Here is a 20,593-nt window from a genome sequence, read left to right on the forward strand (position 1 = left end):
CCACGAGGTGTGAGCCACCGTGGATCCGGGCGGCGGACGTCAGCGGTCCTTGGGGTCGATGAGCCACAGGCCGAGCACTACGAGGAACGACAGACAGAGGAAGCCGGCCCCCCACCAGGCCGTGCCGGTGTTGCCTTCCATCCATGCGTCGATCAGGACCGTCAGTCCCCAGAGCTGGCCTATGACGACGGTCATGGCCAGGGTGAGCCGGGCGGTCAGCTTCGAGGAGCGCTCGGGGTTCTGGTCGGTGCCCGCTCCGGGCCCGGGGCCGGTGTGCCGGACGCGGGGGTCCCCGTATCCGCTGGTGGGGCGGATCTGCGGATACCGCTCGTGGACGGGCCGGTTCAGCTCGGGGTCGGCGCTGCCCGGGTGGTACGTGGGGTAGTGGCTGCCCGGGGGCGGCAGCGGCCGCTCGGGGTGCGGGGTGTCGTTCATGCCCGCCTGCCCGGGTTCTCGACGGTAGCCCCGACGGCCCGGGGCGGGGATTCGGCTCCGCCGCCGATGTCGGGGCAGCCGATACGGGCGGCGAGATCGGGTCGCTCGCCGCCGAGCCGGCGGCAGAGCCCTCCCTCGACGCTCTCGCCGGAGCGGGTGGTGCCCACGGCCCAGACGCTTCCGTCGTCCTGCTCGATGACCACGACCTTGGGCAGCCCCCGGGGCGGCGGTCCGGCGGTGACCTCGCCGGACCGGGCATCGAAGATTCCTTCGTGGCACGGGCAGTACAGCTCGCCCTCGCTGCCGCGGTCCTTGCGCCAGAGGACGGCGCAGGCGAGGTGGGTACAGACGGCGGAGTAGCCGACGAGGGTGCCGTCGTCGAGGCGGACGGCGACGGCCCGGTCCTCCTCGCCCGGATAGCGGAAGGCGATCGACTCGCCGGGCAGGAGTTGCCCGGCGACGCGCTTCGCCTCGGGGGCCCCGCCCTCCTCGCCGTGGCGGTGGAGGATGCCCGCGGCCACCCCGATGCCGCCGACGGCGAGACCGCCGGAGACGGTGGTGACGATCCGGAGGTAGTCCCGCCGGGTGGTGAGGGAGTCTGCGGCGATCCGGTCCTGGAGCGCCTCGCGGGGGTCTCCCCCGGCGGGGTGCTCGCCACCGGCCTGCTGATCGGTGGCGCTCATCGGCGGACGTCCTTCCCGTTGATCTCGACGACGGGAAAACCTCCGGGGACCGGCCACTGGACCCGTTCGGCGGGGACGACCATGGCCACGCCGGTGCGGACCTCGGTCTCGCCGAAGACGAAGGTGTCGGCGACCTGGACGCCGGGGCGCTCCGCCTGGAGCTCCTCGACGGTTCCGTAGAAGAGGGCTCCGGTCGGGCAGACGGTGGCGCACATGGGGGCGAGGCCGTAGGCGGTGCGGTCGTAGCAGAGGTTGCACTTCATCTGCAGCTTCGCCTGGAGGTCGATCTTCGGTACGCCGAAGGGGCAGGCGTTGACGCAGTTGGAGCAGCCGATGCAGCGGGTGGTGTCGGCCTGCTGCACCACGCCGTCGGCGGTCACCAGGATCGCGTCGGCGGGACAGACCTCGGCGCACGGGGCGACCGGGTCCTCACAGTGCATGCAGACGGTGGGGAGGGAGGCGACGGAGCGGCCCTCGTCGGTGTAGTCGAGGTGGATCATCGATGTGCCGCGGTGCGAGTCGCATTCGCGGCAGGCGGAGACACAGGCCTGGCAGCCGATGCAGCGCCCCGGGTCGATGAAGATCGTTCTGCCCATCATGGGGATCAGCTCCTCTCCGAGGTGCCGCGGCCCTGGGGGGCCGTGGGAGGCAGCGGGTCGGTACGGGAGACCTGGGTCTCCGGGTGGGCGACATGGCCGGGGGCGACCGGGGGTGCGGGGACCTCGTCGATCCGCTCGGCGTGCTCGATGCGGCAGGCGCACACCGTGTACTCGGGGATCTTGGAGCGGGGGTCGAGGGCGTCGATGGTGAGGGCATTGGCCGCGGTGGGGACGGGCCAGTGGTAGGGGACGAACACGGTGTCGGGGCGGATCGCCTCGGTGACGAGGGCGGGGAAGACCTCGCTGCCGCGCCGGGTGACGACGCGGACGGGCTCACCGTTGCGGAAGCCGTGCGAGGTGTGGATCTCGGCCCAGGGACGGGGGGTCTGTTCGACGAGGGCGCCGAGCCTGCGGGTCTGGTTGCCGGAGAGGAAGTGGGCGACGGTGCGACCGGTGGTGAGGGACATGGGGTGCTCGTCGTCGTACGGATCCATCGGCGGGTGCCATTCGACGACCTGGAGGTGGATCCTGCCGTCGGGGTGGTAGGTCTTCCCGTCCTCGAAGAGCCGGGGGGTGCCGGGGTGGTCGGTGGTGGGGCAGGGCCAGGCGATGCCGCCGGTCTCCTCCAGCCGTTCGTAGGTGATGCCGTAGTAGTCGTTGACGGTGCCGGCGGAGGCGACGCGCAGCTCGTCGAAGACCGACCGGGAGTCGGGGAAGTCGAATTTGTCGCCGACGCCGAGCCGTCGGGCGAGTTCGCACATGGCCCAGGTGTCGGTGCGGACGCCGGGCGGCGGGTCCTGGGCCTTGTTGTGCTTGACCACGCGGGCTTCCGCGTTGGCCATCACCCCTTCGTCCTCGGCCCAGGTGGTGACCGGGAATACGACATGGGCGTTGGCGGCGGTCTCGGAGAGGAAGAAGTCGAATTGCGCGTGGAACTCGGTGGTGTCGTACCCCTCCTTTACCACCCGGTAACTGGGCAGGGAGACGAAGAGGTTGTTGCAGATGCCGATCAGGCCGCGGATCTCACGGCGCCGCATCTGCCACACCTTTTCCATCATGGAGGTCCCGGCGAGCGGGAGTTCGGACTCCTCGATGCCCCAGATCTCGCAGATCTGGCGGCGGTGCTCCTCGTTCATGATGGAGCGTCCGCCGGGGAGGAGGTCGGACTTCTGACCGTGCTCGCGTCCGCCCTGCCCGTTGCCCTGGCCGGTGATGGTGCCGTAGCCGGCGCCGGGTTTGCCGATGTGGCCGGTGGCGGTGCAGAGGTTGATCACGGAGAGGCAGTTCTCGACGCCCCTGCGAGTGGTGCTCGATGCCCCGGGCGTGCCAGGCCATGGCATTGGGCGCGCGGGCGAAGGTCCGGGCGACCTGGACGATCTGCTCGGCGGGGATCCCGCAGATCGCGGCGGCGCGGGAGGGCGGGTACTCGGCGGCCTTGGCCTTGACCTCCTCCCAGCCGGTGGCATGGGCGGCGAGGTAGTTCTCGTCGGTGAGCCCTTCCTCGATGACGACGTGCAGGACGGAGGTGAAGAAGGCGGAGTCGGTGCCGGGCTTGAGGGCGACGTGGATGTCTGCGGTCCGGGCGATGGCGGTCTCGCGCGGGTCGATGACGATGAGGCAGGCCCCGCGGTCCCGGGCTCCCCAGACGTACTGGGTCATCACGGGAAAGCACTCGCCGACGTTGGAGCCCGCGATGAGCAGGCAGTCGGTGAGGAGGATGTCGGAGAAGGGGTTGCCGGCCCGGTCGATGCCGAAGGCCAGCTTGTTGGCGCCCGCCGCGCTGACCATGCAGAGGCGGCCGTTGTAGTCGACGTGCCGGGTCTTGAGCGCGACCCGGGCGAACTTGCCCACCAGATAGGTCTTCTCGGAGAACAGGCTGGCCCCGCCGAGGAGCCCGAAGGCGTCATTGCCGTGCGCCTGCTGGATGCGCCTGATCTCGGAGACGGTGAAGTCGAGCGCCTCGTCCCAGGAGACCTCGCGGAAGGCCTCGTCGCGGGAGCGGCGCATCAGCGGGGCGGTGAGCCGGTCGGGGTGGTTGACCTGCTGGTAGGCGTTGATGCCCTTGGGGCACAGCCGCATCCGGTTGATGTCGTGGTTGCGGGGTTCGACGCCGAAGACCTTGCCGCCGCGGTCGACGCGCAGATACATCCCGCACTGCACGCCGCAGAAGCAGCAGTGGGTCGGCACGAGCGTCTCGCCGTTCTGGTCGGCGTGCCACTGGTCGGCCGGGATGCCGCCGGCGTCCCGGAAGGCGCGGGTGCCGGGTGGAGTGAGGGAGGGGTCCAGGGGGATGAAGGTGCGGCGTTCGGCAGCAGCTCGCGGATCCGCGGTCGATTGAAGCCCTTCTTCACATCGGAGAGGTAGGCGCTGCCGCGCAGCACCCGCTTGCAGCGCGGGCAGTACTCGGCCCAGGAGTCGAAGCCGAGCCGGAGGTCGCGCATGGTGCCGCGCAGGTTCTCGACATAGGGCCCGGTGTCGATGGGTTCTTCGCAACGGCGGCAGACGAACACCTCGTCGTCCTTGCGGCCGGTGTACTTGAACAGCTGCATGCCGACCGCGGCCGGGCGCTGGACGATGTGGAAGAACTTGCCGAACGGGATGTAGATGAGGGTGAAGACCACCGACACCATGTGCAGGATCGCCAGGAACTGGTAGCCGCCACCGTGCAGGAAGAGCGAGGAGAAGGTGAGCAGCAGGCCCGTCACGGAGATGACGATGAGCGCGATCAGCGGCACCAGGTCGTAGGCGAAGCGCTGGCCGGTGGCGGCGCCGCGGTCCTTCATCCGGCGCCACAGGAAGTACGAGGCGCCGGGGATGACGAGGACGGCGGCGATGTCCAGGCCGTGGAACATCAGCCAGCCGAGGATGGAGAGCGAGTCGAAGCCGAGGGTCTTGAAGCCCCAGATCCGCATCTCGTAGCCGGGTCCCGAGCCGCTGCCGGAGGTGAAGGTGAACCAGCCCCAGGTGAGCGGGAAGGTGATCAGGGCGGCGAGGACACATCCCCAGAAGATCAGCTGGTGGCGGCCCAGCGGGCGTGGGAGCGGGCGCCGAGGAACTTCTGGAAGCCCAGAGAGGTGGCGATCATCTTCGGCAGGGTGGTGGGGGCTCTGCGGAAGTTGTCCAGGGAGAAGAGGCTGCGCCAGCCCTGTTCGAAGAGGCGCCGGGCGCCGGGGGCGGAGACCCAGACGATGTACCGGTAGGCGACGCCGAAGGCGAGGAAGACCGTCGCGACGGCATAGGGGAGGAGGGCCGAGTCGAAGGTGCGGAGCATGCGGCTGCCGAGCACGATCGCGAGGACCAGCAGGGCGGAGACAGCCACCCCGGCGAGCGTGGCCCGGGTGGTGACGGACCGGGGGCCGGTCGCGGCGGGGGGCGTGGCCACGGCGCCGCCGGAGGCGTGGGGCTCGGCTGCTGCGGTGGCTTCTGAGGGCTCGGTCACCCGGCCACCGTAGGATTGTTGGGCCGATTGAACCCGTTTCAGGGGGTGGAAGGGGGAGCGGGTCGCCCGGACAGTCGCACGGGTTGCCTTGCCGCGGCCGGCTCCGCGCCCCTCACCTGTGCGGGGGCTCGCACACCGCCCCTTGATCGCCGGTACGTTCGAGCCGCATTCGGCCCGCGCTCCCCGCGGGCCCCGATCCCGACCCGAGGAGCCGCATGATGACCTCCGTGGACCCCGTGGACCCCGTGGACCCCGCGGCCGAGGCAGGGGCCCCCGGGCGCCCGCCCCTCCTGGACGCCCTGACCGATGTGACCGGCATCCGTGTCGGTCACGCCGAGGTCGCCGGTGCGGGCGCGTTGAGCGGCACGACCGTCGTCCTGGCGCCCGAGGGCGGGGCCGTGGCCGCCGTGGACGTACGGGGCGGCGGGCCGGGGACGCGGGAGACGGACGCGCTGGACCCACGCAATCTGGTGCAGCGGGTCGACGCCGTCGTCCTCACGGGCGGCAGTGCGTACGGGCTCGACGCCGCGTCCGGCGTGATGGCCTGGCTGGAGGAGCAGGGCCGGGGTGTCCGGGTCGGCGCCGGACCCGGTCGGGTGGTCCCGGTCGTTCCGGCCGCCGCCCTCTTCGACCTGGGCCGGGGTGGCGACTGGCGGGCCCGCCCCGACGCGTCGACCGGCCGCGCGGCGGTCGAGGCCGCGGCCGCCACGGAACCCGGGGAGCCCGTCACCGAGGGCTGCGTGGGCGCGGGCACCGGTGCGGTGGCCGGGCAACTCAAGGGTGGCATCGGCACGGCGAGCACCCGCCTCCCCTCCGGGGTCACGGTGGCCGCCCTCGTCGCGGTGAACGCGGCGGGCTCGGTGGTCGATTCCCGGACCGGGGTGCTGTTCGGGGAGTACGGGGCCGGGGAGCCGCCGGCGTACCCTCCGGCCCGGATCCACGCTGCGGCGGAGCGGCGTCTCGCGCGGCAGCGGGAGGCGATGGAGGCGGCCGGGGACGGGGCCCCGCCGTTCAACACGACGATCGCGGTCGTCGCCACGGACGCGGACCTGACCCGGGCACAGGCCCAGAAACTGGCGGGCACCGCACACGACGGCCTGGCCCGCGCGGTGCGCCCGGTCCATCTGCTGACCGACGGGGACACCGTGTTCACGCTGGCCACCGGACAGGTGCGGGTGCCGCCTGGGGACCCGGTCGCCGTCAACGAGATCCTGGCGGCGGGCGCCGACGTCCTGGCGCGGGCGATCGTGAAGGCGGTGCGCGCGGCCCGGAGCGCCGAGGGGCCGGGCGGCAGGCTCCTCTCGTACACGGAGTTGTACGGAAGCCGGGTATCGCCAGACGCTCCTTAGGGCCTGATCCGCACGACAGGCATCAGGGGGCGCGCGGCGCGAGCGAGGGGCGCACGGGCGGCCGACTCGCCACCTGCGCAAGGGAGTTCATCCCAACTGCCCGAAATACACCAGGAACAAGCGGGGAACTTTCCGCATGCGCCCTACGTTTTTATCAACCCTGGTCGCGATGCCGGACCCAGGGACTACGTTAAGCACGCATCAAGTAACACGCGGCGACGGCCTGGAGACACCACCTTGAGCGATCCGTACGAGACAACCGAGCACCACCTCGACCGACTCCTGCGACGCGCCCTCAACTCCTTCGACCTTCCCGACAGTACGGTCGACCGCCTCGGCACAGCGCTCGCCCACAGCAGTTCGCTGCACTCGTCGCACCACAGCTCCGTGCTGCACCGCGAGACCTACCGTCACACGTATCTCCTCGCCGACGGCTCCGCCCTGACCCTGTGGGAACTGGTGCACAGCGGAGGCCGGGACCTGCGGACCCCGCGCCGGCACGAGCTGTACGACGAGGAGGGCGACGCCCGCATCGCCGCGTCCCGGCTGGCCGGGAGCTTCTCCGACTCCCCGGTCTTCGGCGACGAGGGGGTGCAGGAGGCACAGGGGGATCTGGAGATGCTGACACTCCTGATGTCCGCCCCTCCGGCCCCGCTCCCCCGGACGTACGCGCCCGACAATTCCGCGGACCACGCCCGCCGGGTGCTGCGCCGCGCGGAGAACGCCGACCGGCCGGGCGAGCAGCGGACGGGGCTGCTCCGGTCCGCCTTCGCCCACCACATCACCCAGATCTTCGGGCGTCAGTGCCACGTCGACGGCCGGACTGCCGGATTCACGCTCTACGAACACGCGTTCCTGCTGCTGGACGGCAGCGAGACGAGCCTGTGGGAGGTCGAGCACACGGCGACGCCCGACGGCCGCCATATGTGCGAGGTGTACGAGGACGAGCACACCGCCCGTGCGGCGATGGAGAGCCGCACCCGGATCTGCTGACCCGAACCGCCGTGACCGGCCCCGACGGTTCGCCGCTGGGGCCGGTCACAGCGGGCCGGTTCCGCCGGGGCCGTCACGCCGGGCCGGAACCGCAGCCCGCGCGGGTCAGTTCGCGTCGCCCTCCGCGTGCGCGTCGCCCTCCGCGTGGGCGCGCGGCCAGGCGGGCAGTGCGAACATCACCAGGAAGATCACCGAGACCACCCCGGCCACCCACCACAGCGACTGCTGGAACGCGTCGACGAACGCCGGACCGACCGCTTCGGGGGCCAGCCGGTCGCCGATCGCGCCGAAGAAGACGACGGACACCAGGCCGAGGCCGAGCGCCGTTCCCATCTGCTGCACGGTGTTGATCAGGCCGGATGCCGAACCGGCGTGCTCCTTGGGCACTTCGGAGAGCACCGCGTCGGTCAGCGGAGCCACGATCAGTCCCATGCCCGTACCCATGACCACCAGCGGAACGGCCATCTGCCAGGACGTGATGCCCATGCCGTACTGCTCGCTCTCCCAGAGGTAGATCAGCAGCCCGGCGATCATGAGGAGCGCACCGGCCTGGAGGACCTTGCGGCCGAAGCGGGGCACCAGCTTCTGCACGGAGATCCCGGCGGCCACCGAGACGGCGACGGAGAACGGGATGCCCGTCGTACCGGCGCGCAGCACGCTCCAGCCGAGCCCCATCTGCATGTAGAGGGTCCAGACCAGGAAGAAGATGCCGAGGCCGACGCCGAAGGTCAGCTGCACGGCGATGCCGGCGGCGAAGCTCTTGACCCGGAACAGGGACAGTTCGATCAGCGGCGAGCCGTCGGTCAGCGCCTTCTCCCGCTGGTACAGGACCAGCGCCCCGAAGACGAACAGGCTGCCCACCATCGACAGATGACCCCAGAGCGGCCAGTCCAGCTCGTGTCCCCGGGTGAGCGGATAGATGAGCATCAGCATCGCCAGGGTGATCAGGGCGACGCCGACGAGGTCGAGACGGACCGCCTTGGGGGCCTTGGACTCGGTGATGAACTTCGCGCCGAGGAGCAGACCGGCGATGCCGACGGGCAGGTTGATCAGGAAGATCGGCCGCCAGCCGAGCCCGAAGAGGTCCCACTCGGTGAGCAGCGCGCCCAGCAGCGGGCCGGAGACCGCACCGAGCCCGACGATCGCGCCGAAGAGTCCGAAGACCTTGCCGCGCTCGTGCGCGGGGAACGTGGCGTGCACGATCGACAGGACCTGCGGCACCATCAGCGCGGCCGTGGCGCCCTGGAGGACGCGCGCCGCGACCAGTATCTCGGGGCTGCCCGCGAAGCCGCACAGGGCGGAGGCGAGCGTGAATCCGCCGATGCCGATGAGGAAGATCCGCTTGCGCCCGTAGATGTCGCCGAGCCGGCCGCCCGTGATCAGCCCGGCCGCGAACGCGAGGGCGTAACCGGCGGTGATCCACTGGATCGCGGAGACCGATGCCCCGGTCTCGCGCTTGATGCTGGGGATCGCGATGTTGACGATCGTGACGTCGACCAGGTCCATGAAGGCCGCGGTCATCACGATGGCGAGCGCGAACCAGCGACGCCGGTCGGCCGGGGCGGGGGTTGTCGGCGGTACCGGCGTTGTGGGCGGTACCGGCGTTGTGGGCGGTGCGAGGTGCGACGCCGCGGGCGGCGGGGGTGCGGAGGAAGGCATGGGGAGAACCTATGCAGCTATTAGGTCAGATCATGACCTGATGGTTCGGCATCCTGGAGCCATGTCCGACACCCCCGCACGACTGCTGAAGCTGCTGTCGCTCCTCCAGACCCCGCGCGAGTGGCCGGGAGGTGAGCTGGCCGAGCGGCTCGACGTCAGCCCGCGCACGATCCGCCGCGATATCGACCGGCTGCGCGAACTGGGCTACCCGGTCGAGGCCTCGCGCGGCTCGGTGGGCGGTTACCGCCTGGTGGCGGGCGCCGCCATGCCGCCCCTCCTGCTGGACGACGAGGAGGCGGTGGCCATCGCCGTGGGGCTGCGGGCCGGGGCGGGGCACGCGATCGAGGGCGTCGAGGAGGCCTCCGTACGTGCTCTGTCCAAGCTGGAACAGGTGCTCCCCTCGCGGCTGCGGCACCGGGTCTCCGCGCTCCAGAACGCCACAGTGCCGCTGACCCGGGGCGACGGCGCCACGATCGACCCGGGAACCCTGACGACGCTGGCTTCGGCGGCCACCGGGCGGGAGCGGCTGAGGTTCGCGTACCGCAGCGGCGACGGCATCCGGACGAAGCGGCAGGTCGAGCCGTACCGGCTGGTGAGCACCGGGCAGCGCTGGTACCTGGTGGCGTACGACCTCGACCGGGAGGACTGGCGTACGTTCCGGGTGGACCGGGTCGGCGAGCCGTACGCGACGGGGGCCCGGTTCGCTCCGAGGCCGCTGCCCGTCGAGGGCGCGGGGAGCGACGCGAGGAGCGGTGGCGGGGACGCGGCGAGGTTCCTGGCCCGGTCGATGAGGCGGATGCAGCCGGAGCTGCGCCTCGATGTGTGGTTCGGGGCGCCAGCGGAGTTCGTGGTGGCGCGGCTGCCCGCACATCTCGGGGCGCCCGAGCCGGACGGGGACGGCGGCTGCCGGCTGCGGTCCTCGTGCACCGACTCGCTGGAGTGGGTGGCTCTGCGGCTGGCGTTGGTGGACTGCGAGTTCTCCGTACAGGGGCCGCCGAACCTGGTCGCGTACCTGGAGGGCCTCGGCGCCCGGCTGACCCGCGCCACCGCGCTCCCGCCCCGGAAGGGTGTGGCGGGAGAGGGTCGGCTTCCGGCTGCCCCGGAACAGGGATGAGCCCCGACGCCGGGGGGGGTGGGCGCCGGGGCTCAGCTCAGGGACCGGTGAAAACCGGTCGGGTGACCGGAACGACCCGGTCGGTCAGCCGGTGCGAACCGGCTTGATGGGGAGATTACGGGTTATTGGCTCACGCCGCAGCGTCAAAGCCCGTGTCGTCAGCCATTCTCTTCAATTCGAGCAGTGCGTGCTTCTCTATCTGGCGGATCCGCTCCCGTGTGAGGCCGTGCTGCTTGCCCACCTCGGTCAGGGTCCGCTCGCGCCCGTCATCGATGCCGTACCGCATCTTGATGATCGACGCGGTCCTGTTGTCGAGCTTGCCGATCAGGTCCTCCAGCTCCTCGCTGCGGAGCAGGGTCATCACCGACTGCTCGGGCGAGACGGCGGAGGTGTCCTCCAGGAGGTCGCCGAACTGGGTGTCGCCGTCGTCGTCCACGGACATGTTGAGGCTGACCGGGTCGCGGGCCCAGTCCAGGACGTTGCCCACGCGCTCGACATTGGAATCGAGCTCGGCGGCGATCTCCGCGTGCTCCGGGTCGCGCCCGTGCTCGCGGTTGAACTCGCGCTGGACCCGGCGGATCCGGCCGAGCTCCTCCACCAGGTGGACGGGGAGCCGGATCGTGCGGGACTGGTCGGCGATGGACCGGGTGATGGCCTGCCGGATCCACCAGGTCGCGTACGTGGAGAACTTGAAGCCCTTGGCGTAGTCGAACTTCTCGACCGCGCGCACCAGGCCCGCGTTGCCCTCCTGGATCAGGTCGAGCAGCGGGAGCCCCGCGCGCGGGTAGCGGCGGGCCACGGCGACGACGAGCCGGAGGTTGGAACGGATGAATATGTCCTTGGCGCGCTCGCCCTCGGCGACCAGCGCCTCCAGCTCCTCACGCTTCGCGTCACCGGCGTCGCCCTCCGCCTCGCCGTCGAGGATCTGCTGGGCGAAGACGCCCGCCTCGATGGTCTGGGACAGGTCGACTTCCTTGGCCGCGTCGAGCAGCGGTGTGCGGGCGATCTCGTCCAGGTACATGCCGACCAGGTCGCGATCGGCGATTTCCCCGCCTCCGGCGCGAACACTGCTTGCCCGGCCGGTCCCACCGGAGGTGGTGGACGTACGACGGGCGACGGCACGGGTTGCCATGCGTGCTCCCTTAGCTGAGTAGGTCGCGACACCTTTTCGGGTGCCCTGCATCCGATGGAAACAACGACTGGAATCCGGACAGAATTCCCATGCCGCACATTCACTTTCTTGACCATGCAGTACCCTGTCCGGCGCCGACCGCTGGATTCCGCTTCCGGGATCCACCGGACGCGCAGGTCAGAGCCGGTTCCGGGACGCCCCGGCCGCTTTCCGGCTCTCCGCCCGGGTACCCGGAGTCAGCGCGTCCATGAGACAGCGCTCACCTACGCGCCCTCTTCTCCCCCACCCGGCCGCCCCGGCGCCCGGCGGGCGTGCTCCCGCTGTGAAGGACGTGCCGGGCAGCGTTCGGGTTGCTCAGGATGTCCGCGATGTACCGGACCGAGGACCCCGGGGCCGAGCCCCGGACCTAGGACCACCGACCGATCCGGCCGGTAGCCGCGTACCGGCGTACCGGCGTACCGGGACCGTGGTCGGAGGCCGACCGGGACCGCGGCCCGATCCGCCCAGGCCCGCGCTTGCCTACCGTGAACGCACCACGGCACGGACGGCACCGCGACCGTGCTCGGTACGGACACCACGGGAGCGTGATCGGTATGGACGACACCACGGGCACCCTCGACGAGGCACTGGAGCGCATCCACGTCTCGGGGCCGGAGCGCGACGGCTGGCTCAGCAACCACGCGCCGATGGCCGTGGAGGCCCTGGTGCGGCACGGTCAGGCGTCGGCCGTGCACCGCTGGCTGGACCGTTACGGCCCGAAGCTGGAGGAGATGCCGGTCACCGGCTCCCCGGTGACCGCGCGGAACTGGCACGAGGCGCTGGGAGACCCGCGCCGCGTCGCCGACTGGACGGCGTACTTCGAGCGGGAGACGGCCGGGAACTCCTGGCACGACGTGCTCGCCGAGTGGTGGCCCCGGCTGCTGCCGGGCATCGCGGCGGGCGCCACGCATCCGGTGATCCGGGTGGGTCATTCCGTACGGACCCTGCTGACGGGCGAGGAGACCGCACCGCGCGTCCGGGAGCTGGCCCACGCCCTCGGCTACTGGGCCGCCCGGCACCAGCCGCTGCCCGCCCTGGCGGCGCTCGGCCCGGCGCCGAGTGCGGCGGCGGCGCTGGACCGGGTGCCGCTGGTGCCCGACCGGAGCGGCGGCATCCGGGACCGGTTCGCGCAGCTGACCGGGTTCCCGGAGTGGCCGGCGCAGGCCACGGTCCCGCGCCCGGGCCGGGAGCCGGTCCCGGGACCGGAGCAGCCCTCCGCCCCGGGCCAGGACGGGCAGGAGTCCGCCGGCCCTCCGGAGGCGGCCCGGTCCGCGCTCCAAGAGCTGGTCCGGGCCTCGACGCACCGGTACGCGACCCACGCGCACGGCGAGCCGATCATGCTGGTCCACGCGGCGACCGCGCCCAACGCGGTCCTGCGCACCCTGCCGGCCCTCCCCGGCGAGCTGTGGACGCCGAGTCTGCGGGCCGCCTGGGCGGCGAGCGCCGCGGTCACCGCCGCCTACGCGCCCCGGGAGGCGGTCCCGGTCCCGGCGTCGGCCGCGGGTGCCCCGGACGCCGGGGAGCTGTTCGCCCGGGCGGCGGCGCACGGCGACGACCACACCATCAAGTTCACCGACACGGCACTGGACGTGGGCGACGCGCTCGCGTTCTCCGCCGCCCGGCGCGCGATCGAGCTGAACCCGCCGGTGTTCTAGGGCGAAGCCCTCCAGGGCCCTCCAGTAGCTCTTCAGAGCTCTTCAGAGCCCTCCAGAACCCTCAGCCGAACTGCACCGAGCGCTTCGCCAGCCCCATCCAGAACCCGTCGATGACGCTCCGCCCCCGGTCCAGCTCGCCCTCGGCCGCGCCCAGCGTCACGAACAGCGGCGCGAAGTGCTCGGTGCGCGGGTGCGCCAGCTTTCCGGCCGGGGACGTGTGCTCGAAGTCGATCAGCGCGTCGACGTCCTGGGCCCGCAGCGCGCGGTCGCCCCAGTCGTCGAACTCCGCCGACCAGCCGGGAACCCCACCGCCCGGGTGTCGCAGGGCGGCCAGGTTGTGCGTGAAGAAGCCGCTGCCGACGATGAGCACGCCCTCGTCCCGCAGAGGGGCGAGTTTGCGCCCGGTGGCCATCAGCTTCCGCGGGTCGAGAGTCGGCAGGGAGATCTGGAGTACGGGGACGTCGGCGTCCGGGAACATCTCCACCAGCGGTACGTACGCCCCGTGGTCGAGGCCGCGGTCCGGGATGTCCTGGACCGGCGTACCGGCGCCGCGCAACAGCTTGCGGACGCTGTCGGCGAGCCCCGGCGCGCCGGGGGCCCCGTACCGCACCCCGTAATAGTGCTCGGGGAAGCCCCAGAAGTCGTACACGAGCGGCACGGCCTCGGTGGCTCCCAGCGCGAGCGGCGCCTCCTCCCAGTGGGCGGAGACCATCAGGATCGCGCGGGGGCGGGGCAGGCCCGCGGACCAGGCGGCGAGTTCACCGGGCCAGACGGGATCGTCGGCCAGCGGCGGTGCGCCGTGCGAGAGGTAGAGGGCGGGCATCCGCTCCGCGGTGGCTGTCATGGCACTCCCCATCCACTGGACGCGGACCCCGGGGCGACGGGCGCCACGCTGGGCGCACCGGGCACGGCATCCGGTCACGAGTTCGTCCGAGCAGGAGTTCCCCGAGGTCATCCGGGGGATCGTTGTTCAGGGGTCCTGCGGAACTCCTCCGGATCCCCTGCGGGGTCCTCCCGGGGCAGGTTTCTTGAAACTTCAAGTTCCTACCCTCGGAGACCTTAGCCCTATCTAGTTAAACTTTCAAGAAAAGGTCGTACAGTGGAGTACATGACCACGGCATCCACCGGCGCGCCGCGCTGGCTCACCGACGAGGAGCAGCACGCCTGGCGCGCCTATCTGCATGCCACCACGCTGCTGGAGGATCACCTCGACCGCCAGTTGCAGCGCGACGCCGGCATGCCGCACATCTACTACGGGCTGCTCGTCCAGCTCTCCCAGGCCCCCCACCGCAGGATGCGGATGACGGAGCTGGCCCGGAACGCGAAGATCACCCGTTCCCGCCTCTCGCACGCCATCGCCCGGCTGGAGAAGAACGGCTGGGTGCGCCGCGAGGACTGCCCCTCCGACAAGCGCGGCCAGAACGCGGTGCTCACCGACGACGGCTACGCGATGCTCCGCCGCTCGGCGCCGGGCCATGTCGAGGCCGTACGGCAGGCGATGTTCGACCGGCTCACGCCCGAGCAGGTGAGCAGCCTCGGCGAGATCATGCGGGTGCTCGCCACCGGCCTGGAGCCGGAGGACACGGGCGCGGATCTGCCCTGGCTCCGCTGAGCGATCGCGCTGAGCGGAACCAGGGCAGGGAAACGACCGAGGGCGAGGAGGGGACCGCCGTCGTCAGTGGGCGACGACCGGGATCCTGAACTCCTCCTCGGCGTCCGCGCCGGACGCACCGTCCGCCCCGCCCGGCCCCGCTCCGGGGCGGCCGGTGTTGATGAGGGCGATCGCGATGGCGGCCGCGGCGACGAGGATGCCGACCGCCCACCAGATCGCGGCGGCGAAACCGCTGACCATGGCCTGGAGCTGCAGGAGCTCCGGGTCCGTGGCGCGGGCCGCGTGATCGGCGACGTACGCGGTGGTGGCGCTCGCGGCGATGGTGTTCAGCAGCGCGGTGCCGATGGCGCCGCCGACCTGCTGCGAGGTGTTGACCATCGCGGAGGCCACTCCCGCGTCACGCGGCTCGATGCCGTGCGTGGCCAGGGACATCGCCGGCATGAACGCCGTACCCATGCCGAGGCCGAGCAGCAGCATTCCGGGCAGGATGACTGCCGCGTAGCTGGTGTTCAGGTCCAGCTGGGTCAGGAGCAGCATGCCGACCGCGGCGACCAGGAATCCGGGACCCATCAGCAGGCGCGGCGGGACCCGGGTCATCAGCCGGGTGCCGATCTGGGTGGAGCCGGTGATCATGCCCACGATCATGGGCATGAACGCGAAGCCGGTCTTCACCGGGGAGTAGCCCTTCACGACCTGGAGGTAGTAGGTCAGGAAGAGGAACAGCCCGAACATCGCGATGATGGCGAGACCCAGCGAGAGGTAGACCCCGCCCCGGTTGCGCTCGGTGAGGACGCGCAGCGGCAGCAGCGGCGACTTCACCCGCGACTCGACGACGACGAAGGCCACCAGCAGCACGGCGGCGGCGATGAACATGGAGACGGTCAGCGCGTCCGACCAGCCGGCCGACTCGGCGCGGGTGAAGCCGTAGACGAGAGCGACCAGGCCGAGCGTGGAGAGCACGACGCCGGGGATGTCCAGCGGTGCGCGGTTGCGGGCGCCGGAGGGCTCGCGGATGACGAAGTACGCGCCCGCGGCGGCGACGACGGCGAACGGGATGTTGACGAAGAACGTCCAGCGCCAGTTCAGGTACTCGGTGAGGAAGCCGCCGAGGATCAGCCCGACCGCGCCACCGCCACCGGCGATGGCCCCGTAGATGCCGAACGCCTTGGCGCGCTCCTTGGCGTCGGTGAACATCACGGCGAGCAGGGACAGGGCGGCCGGGGCGAGCAGGGCGCCGAAGACGCCCTGGAGGGCCCGGGAGCCGAACATCATCGCCTCGTTCTGGGCGGCACCGCCGAGCGCGGAGGCCAGCGCGAAGCCGATCAGGCCGACGACGAAGGTGCGCTTGCGCCCCCAGAGGTCGGAGATCCGGCCGCCGAAGAGGAGGAGCCCGCCGAAGGCGAGGGCGTAGGCGGTGATGACCCACTGCTTGTTGCCGTCGGAGATGCCGAGGTCGGTCTGGGCGGAGGGCAGCGCGATGTTCACGATGGTCGCGTCGAGGACGACCATCAGCTGGGCGAGCGCGATGAAGGCCAGCGCTTTCCAGCGGCTCGGATCAGGAAGGGCGGTGTCAGCCGTTTGTGACATGGGTGTGGCCACCTAAGGACGTGCGAGGGCGCCGAGGCGTCGCGAAGTGGGTGTCGGCGGTACGTGCTTGCGTACGCGCGACGGGGTGAAGGTGCAGTGGACCGGTGGAACCGGGCCCCGCGGGGCGGGGCCGGAAGACAGGACAGGGCCGGAAGGTTCAGTTCGGTGCGGGCGTCAGCGGCGCCGCAGGTCCTCCAAGGTCGCCGCCGATCCGGGGAGTTCGGAGCGGGCCGGGGTCTCCAGGCCATCCAGGAACAGCTGCAGATGGCGGTGGGTGAACCGGTCGATCCCCTGGCAGGCGATGCCGGGGAGCGGCCGGGTGAGCTGGGAGAGGGCGACGAGTACGTCACCGACGGCGATGTCGGTACGCAGCCGCCCCGCGGACATGGCGCGCGCCACGAGCCCTTCGACGGCCTCTTCCAGGCGCCGGCGTTCGGCGAGCAGTTCGGGGTGGTCCTTGTCGAAGACGCCGGAGAGCATCGGGCACAGGGCGCCGACCCGCTCGTCGGCGGCCGCGTGCACGAAGCGGCTGAGCGCGGCGAACGGGTCGGACTCGGCGGCGACGGCCTCTTCGGCCCGCAGGGTGGTGCGGGAGGTGACCGCGAGGACGACCTCATGGGTGAGGGCGGCCCGGTCGGGGAAGTTCCGGTAGAGCGTGGCGTTGCCGACGCCTGCCCGGCGGGCGACGTCGTCCAGTGCCACGTCCGGCCCGAACTCGACGAACAGTTCGCGTGCGGCCGCGATGATCCGCTCGCGGTTGCGCAGCGCGTCGGCCCGCGGGCGGGCCGTGCGGCACCGCGCCGCCGGTGCGGTGCTCCCGGCAGCCTCCACGGCGGTGTTCACCGCGGTATCCGCTGTGGTGTTCACAGCGGCATGCGCAGGGGCGTTCTCGGCAACGGTCTCCACGACGACGTTCCCCCTTCCCTTTCCCTCTGTACGGTCCCTCTGGGTAGCGGTCCGACCCCCTCGCGTAACCGGGGACCGTCTCCCCGTTTAGCGGGGACACGTATGCAAACGGGGAGAGGATCCCCGCTTATTTCCCACCCCGAAGTGATCTGCGTCACGGCGTTTCGGCGGGAAAACCCTCCGATCGGCGCACCCAGCGAGCGGCCCCGGACCACCCGGCACAGGCTGATCGCCAGAGCGCAGTCAGGGGTCGGCCGACTGCCGCGGCCCCGAAGGCGCCTCCATGCAGCAGCCCCGCAACCGGATACGCAGTCACCGCCGCCCGGTCGCCCTGGCCGGAGCGACCGCGCTGGTCATAGCGGCCATGGCCTCGGCCAGCACCACCCTTCCCAGCGCCGGCCGCGCCTCGGCGGGCCCGGCGGCCACCTCCCAGGACTCCGCGCTCGCCCCGTGCCGCATCTCCGCCACCATGGGCGTACAGATGTCGGAGGGCCTGCCGACCCCGCCCGGCTACGCCCGGTCGACCGGCGAGGTCAGGGCGCTCAACCTGATGATCGACTTCCCGGACGCGGAGGGCACGGAACCCGCGACGGACCGGTACGCGGAGTTCTTCCCGCAGACCTCCGAGTGGTTCCGGGCCAGCTCCTACGGCCGGCTCGTCTACCGGCCCGAGGCCCCCGTCAAGGACTGGCTACGGATGCCGACGCCGTTCACGGAGTACGGGATAGAGCGCGGCTCACCGTACGAGCCGGGCTACCGCCAGCTGGTGAGGGACATCGTCGCGGCCGCCGACCCCCGGGTCGACTTCTCCGCGTACGACCTGGTCAACGTCCTGGTCAGCCCGAACGCCGGCCCCTCCGCGCTGGACACCGTGCTCTCGGTGACCTTCTCCGGCAACGACGAGGCCCCGGAGGCGGACGGCGTCCCGCTCTCCAACACGTCGTTCGTCTACAGCCGCCAGGACGACGGATCGGGGTCGTACGCCGAGACCGGATACCGCGTCCTGCCGCACGAGAACGGTCATGTCTTCGGGCTGCCCGACCTCTACACCATGGAGGGCGGCGGCTCGGTGGGGCACTGGGACATCATGTCCGAGGACTGGGGCGCCAACAACGACTTCCTCGCCTGGCACAAGTGGAAGCTCGGCTGGCTCGACAACGACCAGATCAGCTGCGCCTCGCGGCCCGGCGTCAGCGAGCACACGCTCGGCCCGCTGGCCACCGAGGGCGGCACCAAGCTCGCCTTCGTCCCGCTGAGCGACCGGTCCGGCTACGCCGTGGAGGTCCGTACGGCCGCGGGCAACGACGAGGCGGTCTGCCGGCCCGGGGTGCTGATCTACAAGGTCAGCTCCGACGTGGACACCGGCCAGGGCCCGGTCTCCGTCGCCGACGCCACCGAGGACAGCGGCGGCTGCACCCGGCGCCCCAACGTGCACGCGGAACTGTCCGACGCCCCGTTCCGCCCCGGCCAGACGTTCACCGACCGGGTCAACGGCGTACGGATATCCGTGCTGGACGAGGACGACGACGGGAACTACCGGATACGGGTCACGCGCCCGTGAGAGGTGCCGCCGCCGCTCGCACGGAGGCCCGGGTCACGCCCCCGTGTGCGGCGCGGCGGTCTCCGCCAAGGCCCGGAGCCGGTGCTTGAGGAGCTTCCCGGTGGCGTTGCGCGGGAGCGGCTCGTCGGTGAACAGCACCCGAGTGGGCACCTTGAAGGCGGCGAGCCGCCCGCCGACGTGCTCGCGCAGGGACCCGGCGGTGACCTCGGCGGTGCCCCCGACGGTGCCCCCGGCTCCGGTGCGCAGCCGGACGACGGCCGCCACCTCCTCCCCCAGCACCGGGTGCGGGATGCCGAGGACGGCGGCGTCGGCCACATCGGGGTGGTCGTGCAGGACGCCCTCGACCTCGACGCAGTACACGTTCTCGCCGCCCCGGATGACCGCGTCCTTGAGCCGGTCGACGACGGAGATCCGCCCCTCGCTCCGTACGGCGAGGTCCCCCGTACGGAACCAGCCGCCGCCCCCGAAGGCCTCCCCGGTCGCCGTCGCGTCGCGCCAGTAGCCGCGGAACAGCGACTGGCCGCGCAGCCACAGCTCCCCCACCTCCCCGTCGGCCAGTTCCCCGCCCGACGGCCCGGCGACCCGCACCTCCGTGACCGGGGTGGGCCGGCCCGCTCCGCCCGGCTCCGCCCGGTACTCGTCCCCGAAGTGCGCGAGGATCCCGCCGCTGGTCTCGGTGAGGCCGTAGCCGTTGCGGGGCTCGACGCGCTTGCCGTACCGGGCGGTGAGGCGGGTGACCAGGGCGGGCGGGGGCGCGGCTCCCCCGGTGCTGAACAGGGTGAGGCTCTCCAGCCCGTCCCCCGCCCGCTCCGCGGCCTCCAGCAGCTGGAGCCCGGTGGCGGGGACCCCGGCGAAGTGCGTGACGCGGTGCCTACGGATCAGCCGCAGCGCCTCGTCCGCGTCCCACTTGTGCATCAGGACGAGGGTCCCGCCGACCGCCATCGCACCGTAGAAGCCGGTGAACGCGGCGACGTGGAAGAACGGGAACGTCATCAGGGAGACGGGGGCGGGCCCCTGCCCCGGGATGACACCGCGCGCCAGGGCGGAGGCCGCCGCGTGGTAGCGGGGATTGAGCGCGGCCCCGGCCTGGGCGAGATGGGTGGCCACCGCGCCCTTGGGGCGGCCGGTGGTGCCGGAGGTGTAGAGGATCGTGGCGTCGTCCTCGGGCCGCGGCTCCACGTCGGGCGGCGCGGCCAGCGGATCGGGCGCGGGGAACTCCTCGTACCGCTCGACGCGCAGCCCCTCCGCCGTCTGCCCCGCACCGTGGAAGAGGACGACGCGCGTCCCGGTCCGCCGGGCCCAGCCGGCGACCCGCCCCAGTCGCTCCCCGTCCACCAGGAGCACGCCGGGCTCGCAGTCGTCGAGGGCGTGGACGAGCTCGGCCTCGGTCCACCAGGCGTTGAGCGGTACGGCGACGAGACCGGCCAACTGGGCGGCCCAGAAGGCGGTCTGCCACTCGGGATGGTTCCGCATCGCGATCACGGCCCGGTCGCCGGAACGCAGCTCGTACCGTTCCCGCAGGCGTACGGCGAGGGCGGCGGCGGCCGCGAAGAACTCGGCGTAGGAGTACCGCTGTTCGCCGGCGATCAGGAACGGCGTGTCCCGGTAGGCCCAGGTGGTCTCCACGAACTCCCGGAGCGTCCGGGGACCGTCGGCGTACTCCGGCGTCCCCTGCTCGCCGATGACCACGGCGAAGGGCGCGCCGGGCGCGGTGAGGGAGGCCTCGATGCGCGCGGCGCGCCGCGCGAGCTCAGCGGAGGCGGCTGCTTCCGGGTCCGGGGGCGGGGACGGACGGGTGTGTGGCACGGACGGCCTCTCTCGCGCTGGCGC

At 71.9% G+C, this 20,593-nt stretch carries 15 protein-coding genes and 2 pseudogenes; 6 read left to right on the top strand and 11 right to left on the bottom strand.

The window, feature by feature from the left end:
* Positions 1 to 39: 39 nt before the first annotated feature.
* From B9S58_RS20350 to B9S58_RS20370, 5 genes and pseudogenes are all read right to left on the bottom strand, one after another.
* Positions 40 to 435 (bottom strand): hypothetical protein, encoded by a 396-nt coding sequence (locus tag B9S58_RS20350; protein WP_103533544.1) that lies wholly within the window; start codon positions 433 to 435, stop codon positions 40 to 42.
* Complete coding sequence (locus B9S58_RS20355; protein ID WP_103533545.1) at positions 432 to 1,118, bottom strand: ubiquinol-cytochrome c reductase iron-sulfur subunit; 687 nt, start codon at positions 1,116 to 1,118, stop codon at positions 432 to 434. The genes B9S58_RS20350 and B9S58_RS20355 overlap by 4 nt, the downstream gene beginning before the upstream one ends.
* Complete coding sequence (locus tag B9S58_RS20360; RefSeq protein ID WP_103533546.1) at positions 1,115 to 1,717, bottom strand: 4Fe-4S dicluster domain-containing protein; 603 nt, start codon at positions 1,715 to 1,717, stop codon at positions 1,115 to 1,117. Before B9S58_RS20360 ends, B9S58_RS20355 begins: the two co-directional genes overlap by 4 nt.
* A 5-nt stretch (positions 1,718 to 1,722) precedes the next feature.
* A pseudogene (locus B9S58_RS20365) lies at positions 1,723 to 4,009 on the bottom strand (molybdopterin oxidoreductase family protein).
* Between the two features lie 44 nt (positions 4,010 to 4,053).
* Positions 4,054 to 5,156, bottom strand: a pseudogene (locus B9S58_RS20370) (MFS transporter); the annotation flags it as partial.
* 218 nt (positions 5,157 to 5,374) lie between these two features.
* Between B9S58_RS20370 and B9S58_RS20375 the strand changes: the two are divergent.
* Both B9S58_RS20375 and B9S58_RS20380 read left to right on the top strand, forming a co-directional pair.
* On the top strand, positions 5,375 to 6,505 hold the full coding sequence (locus B9S58_RS20375) for a P1 family peptidase (RefSeq protein ID WP_374935695.1): 1,131 nt from the start codon (positions 5,375 to 5,377) through the stop codon (positions 6,503 to 6,505).
* Between the two features lie 237 nt (positions 6,506 to 6,742).
* Positions 6,743 to 7,498: a DUF6227 family protein gene (locus B9S58_RS20380; protein ID WP_103533547.1), complete on the top strand. Its 756-nt coding sequence runs from the start codon at positions 6,743 to 6,745 to the stop codon at positions 7,496 to 7,498.
* Between the two features lie 105 nt (positions 7,499 to 7,603).
* Here B9S58_RS20380 and B9S58_RS20385 read toward each other — a convergent pair whose 3' ends face one another.
* On the bottom strand, positions 7,604 to 9,157 hold the full coding sequence (locus B9S58_RS20385; RefSeq protein ID WP_103533548.1) for an MFS transporter: 1,554 nt from the start codon (positions 9,155 to 9,157) through the stop codon (positions 7,604 to 7,606).
* Between the two features lie 61 nt (positions 9,158 to 9,218).
* On the opposite strand from B9S58_RS20385, the gene B9S58_RS20390 reads away from it, so the two are divergent.
* Positions 9,219 to 10,271 carry a YafY family protein gene (locus B9S58_RS20390; RefSeq protein WP_103533549.1) on the top strand — a complete coding sequence of 351 codons (1,053 nt, stop codon included), beginning with the start codon at positions 9,219 to 9,221 and terminating at the stop codon, positions 10,269 to 10,271.
* A 130-nt stretch (positions 10,272 to 10,401) separates the two neighbouring features.
* Here the strand turns inward: B9S58_RS20390 and B9S58_RS20395 are convergent, their stop codons facing one another.
* Positions 10,402 to 11,403, bottom strand: a complete 1,002-nt coding sequence (locus B9S58_RS20395) for an RNA polymerase sigma factor RpoD/SigA (RefSeq protein WP_103533550.1) — start codon at positions 11,401 to 11,403, stop codon at positions 10,402 to 10,404.
* A gap of 593 nt (positions 11,404 to 11,996) precedes the next feature.
* On the opposite strand from B9S58_RS20395, the gene B9S58_RS20400 reads away from it, so the two are divergent.
* A complete protein-coding gene (locus tag B9S58_RS20400) occupies positions 11,997 to 13,097 on the top strand; it encodes a questin oxidase family protein (RefSeq protein ID WP_103533551.1) in 1,101 nt (366 codons plus the stop codon).
* A 61-nt stretch (positions 13,098 to 13,158) separates the two neighbouring features.
* Here B9S58_RS20400 and B9S58_RS20405 read toward each other — a convergent pair whose 3' ends face one another.
* Complete coding sequence (locus B9S58_RS20405; RefSeq protein ID WP_103533552.1) at positions 13,159 to 13,941, bottom strand: dioxygenase; 783 nt, start codon at positions 13,939 to 13,941, stop codon at positions 13,159 to 13,161.
* Between the two features lie 255 nt (positions 13,942 to 14,196).
* Here B9S58_RS20405 and B9S58_RS20410 point away from each other — a divergent pair, with 255 nt between their 5' ends.
* Entirely contained in the window at positions 14,197 to 14,709 is a 513-nt protein-coding gene (locus B9S58_RS20410) for a MarR family winged helix-turn-helix transcriptional regulator (protein ID WP_103533553.1), read from the top strand.
* A 63-nt stretch (positions 14,710 to 14,772) separates the two neighbouring features.
* Here the strand turns inward: B9S58_RS20410 and B9S58_RS20415 are convergent, their stop codons facing one another.
* Positions 14,773 to 16,296 carry an MFS transporter gene (locus B9S58_RS20415; RefSeq protein WP_103533554.1) on the bottom strand — a complete coding sequence of 508 codons (1,524 nt, stop codon included), beginning with the start codon at positions 16,294 to 16,296 and terminating at the stop codon, positions 14,773 to 14,775.
* Positions 16,297 to 16,470: 174 nt separating this feature from the next.
* On the bottom strand, positions 16,471 to 17,163 hold the full coding sequence (locus B9S58_RS20420; protein ID WP_374935696.1) for a TetR/AcrR family transcriptional regulator: 693 nt from the start codon (positions 17,161 to 17,163) through the stop codon (positions 16,471 to 16,473).
* Between the two features lie 322 nt (positions 17,164 to 17,485).
* On the opposite strand from B9S58_RS20420, the gene B9S58_RS20425 reads away from it, so the two are divergent.
* Positions 17,486 to 18,763: a M6 family metalloprotease domain-containing protein gene (locus B9S58_RS20425; RefSeq protein WP_103533555.1), complete on the top strand. Its 1,278-nt coding sequence runs from the start codon at positions 17,486 to 17,488 to the stop codon at positions 18,761 to 18,763.
* Between the two features lie 33 nt (positions 18,764 to 18,796).
* Here B9S58_RS20425 and B9S58_RS20430 read toward each other — a convergent pair whose 3' ends face one another.
* The gene (locus tag B9S58_RS20430) at positions 18,797 to 20,569 is read right to left on the bottom strand and encodes a class I adenylate-forming enzyme family protein (RefSeq protein ID WP_103533556.1); all 1,773 of its coding nucleotides are present in this window, start codon (positions 20,567 to 20,569) and stop codon (positions 18,797 to 18,799) included.
* Positions 20,570 to 20,593 lie beyond the last annotated feature (24 nt).

The sequence above is a fragment of the Streptomyces sp. SM11 genome (genome assembly GCF_002910905.1).
Classification (GTDB): Bacteria; Actinomycetota; Actinomycetes; order Streptomycetales; family Streptomycetaceae; genus Streptomyces.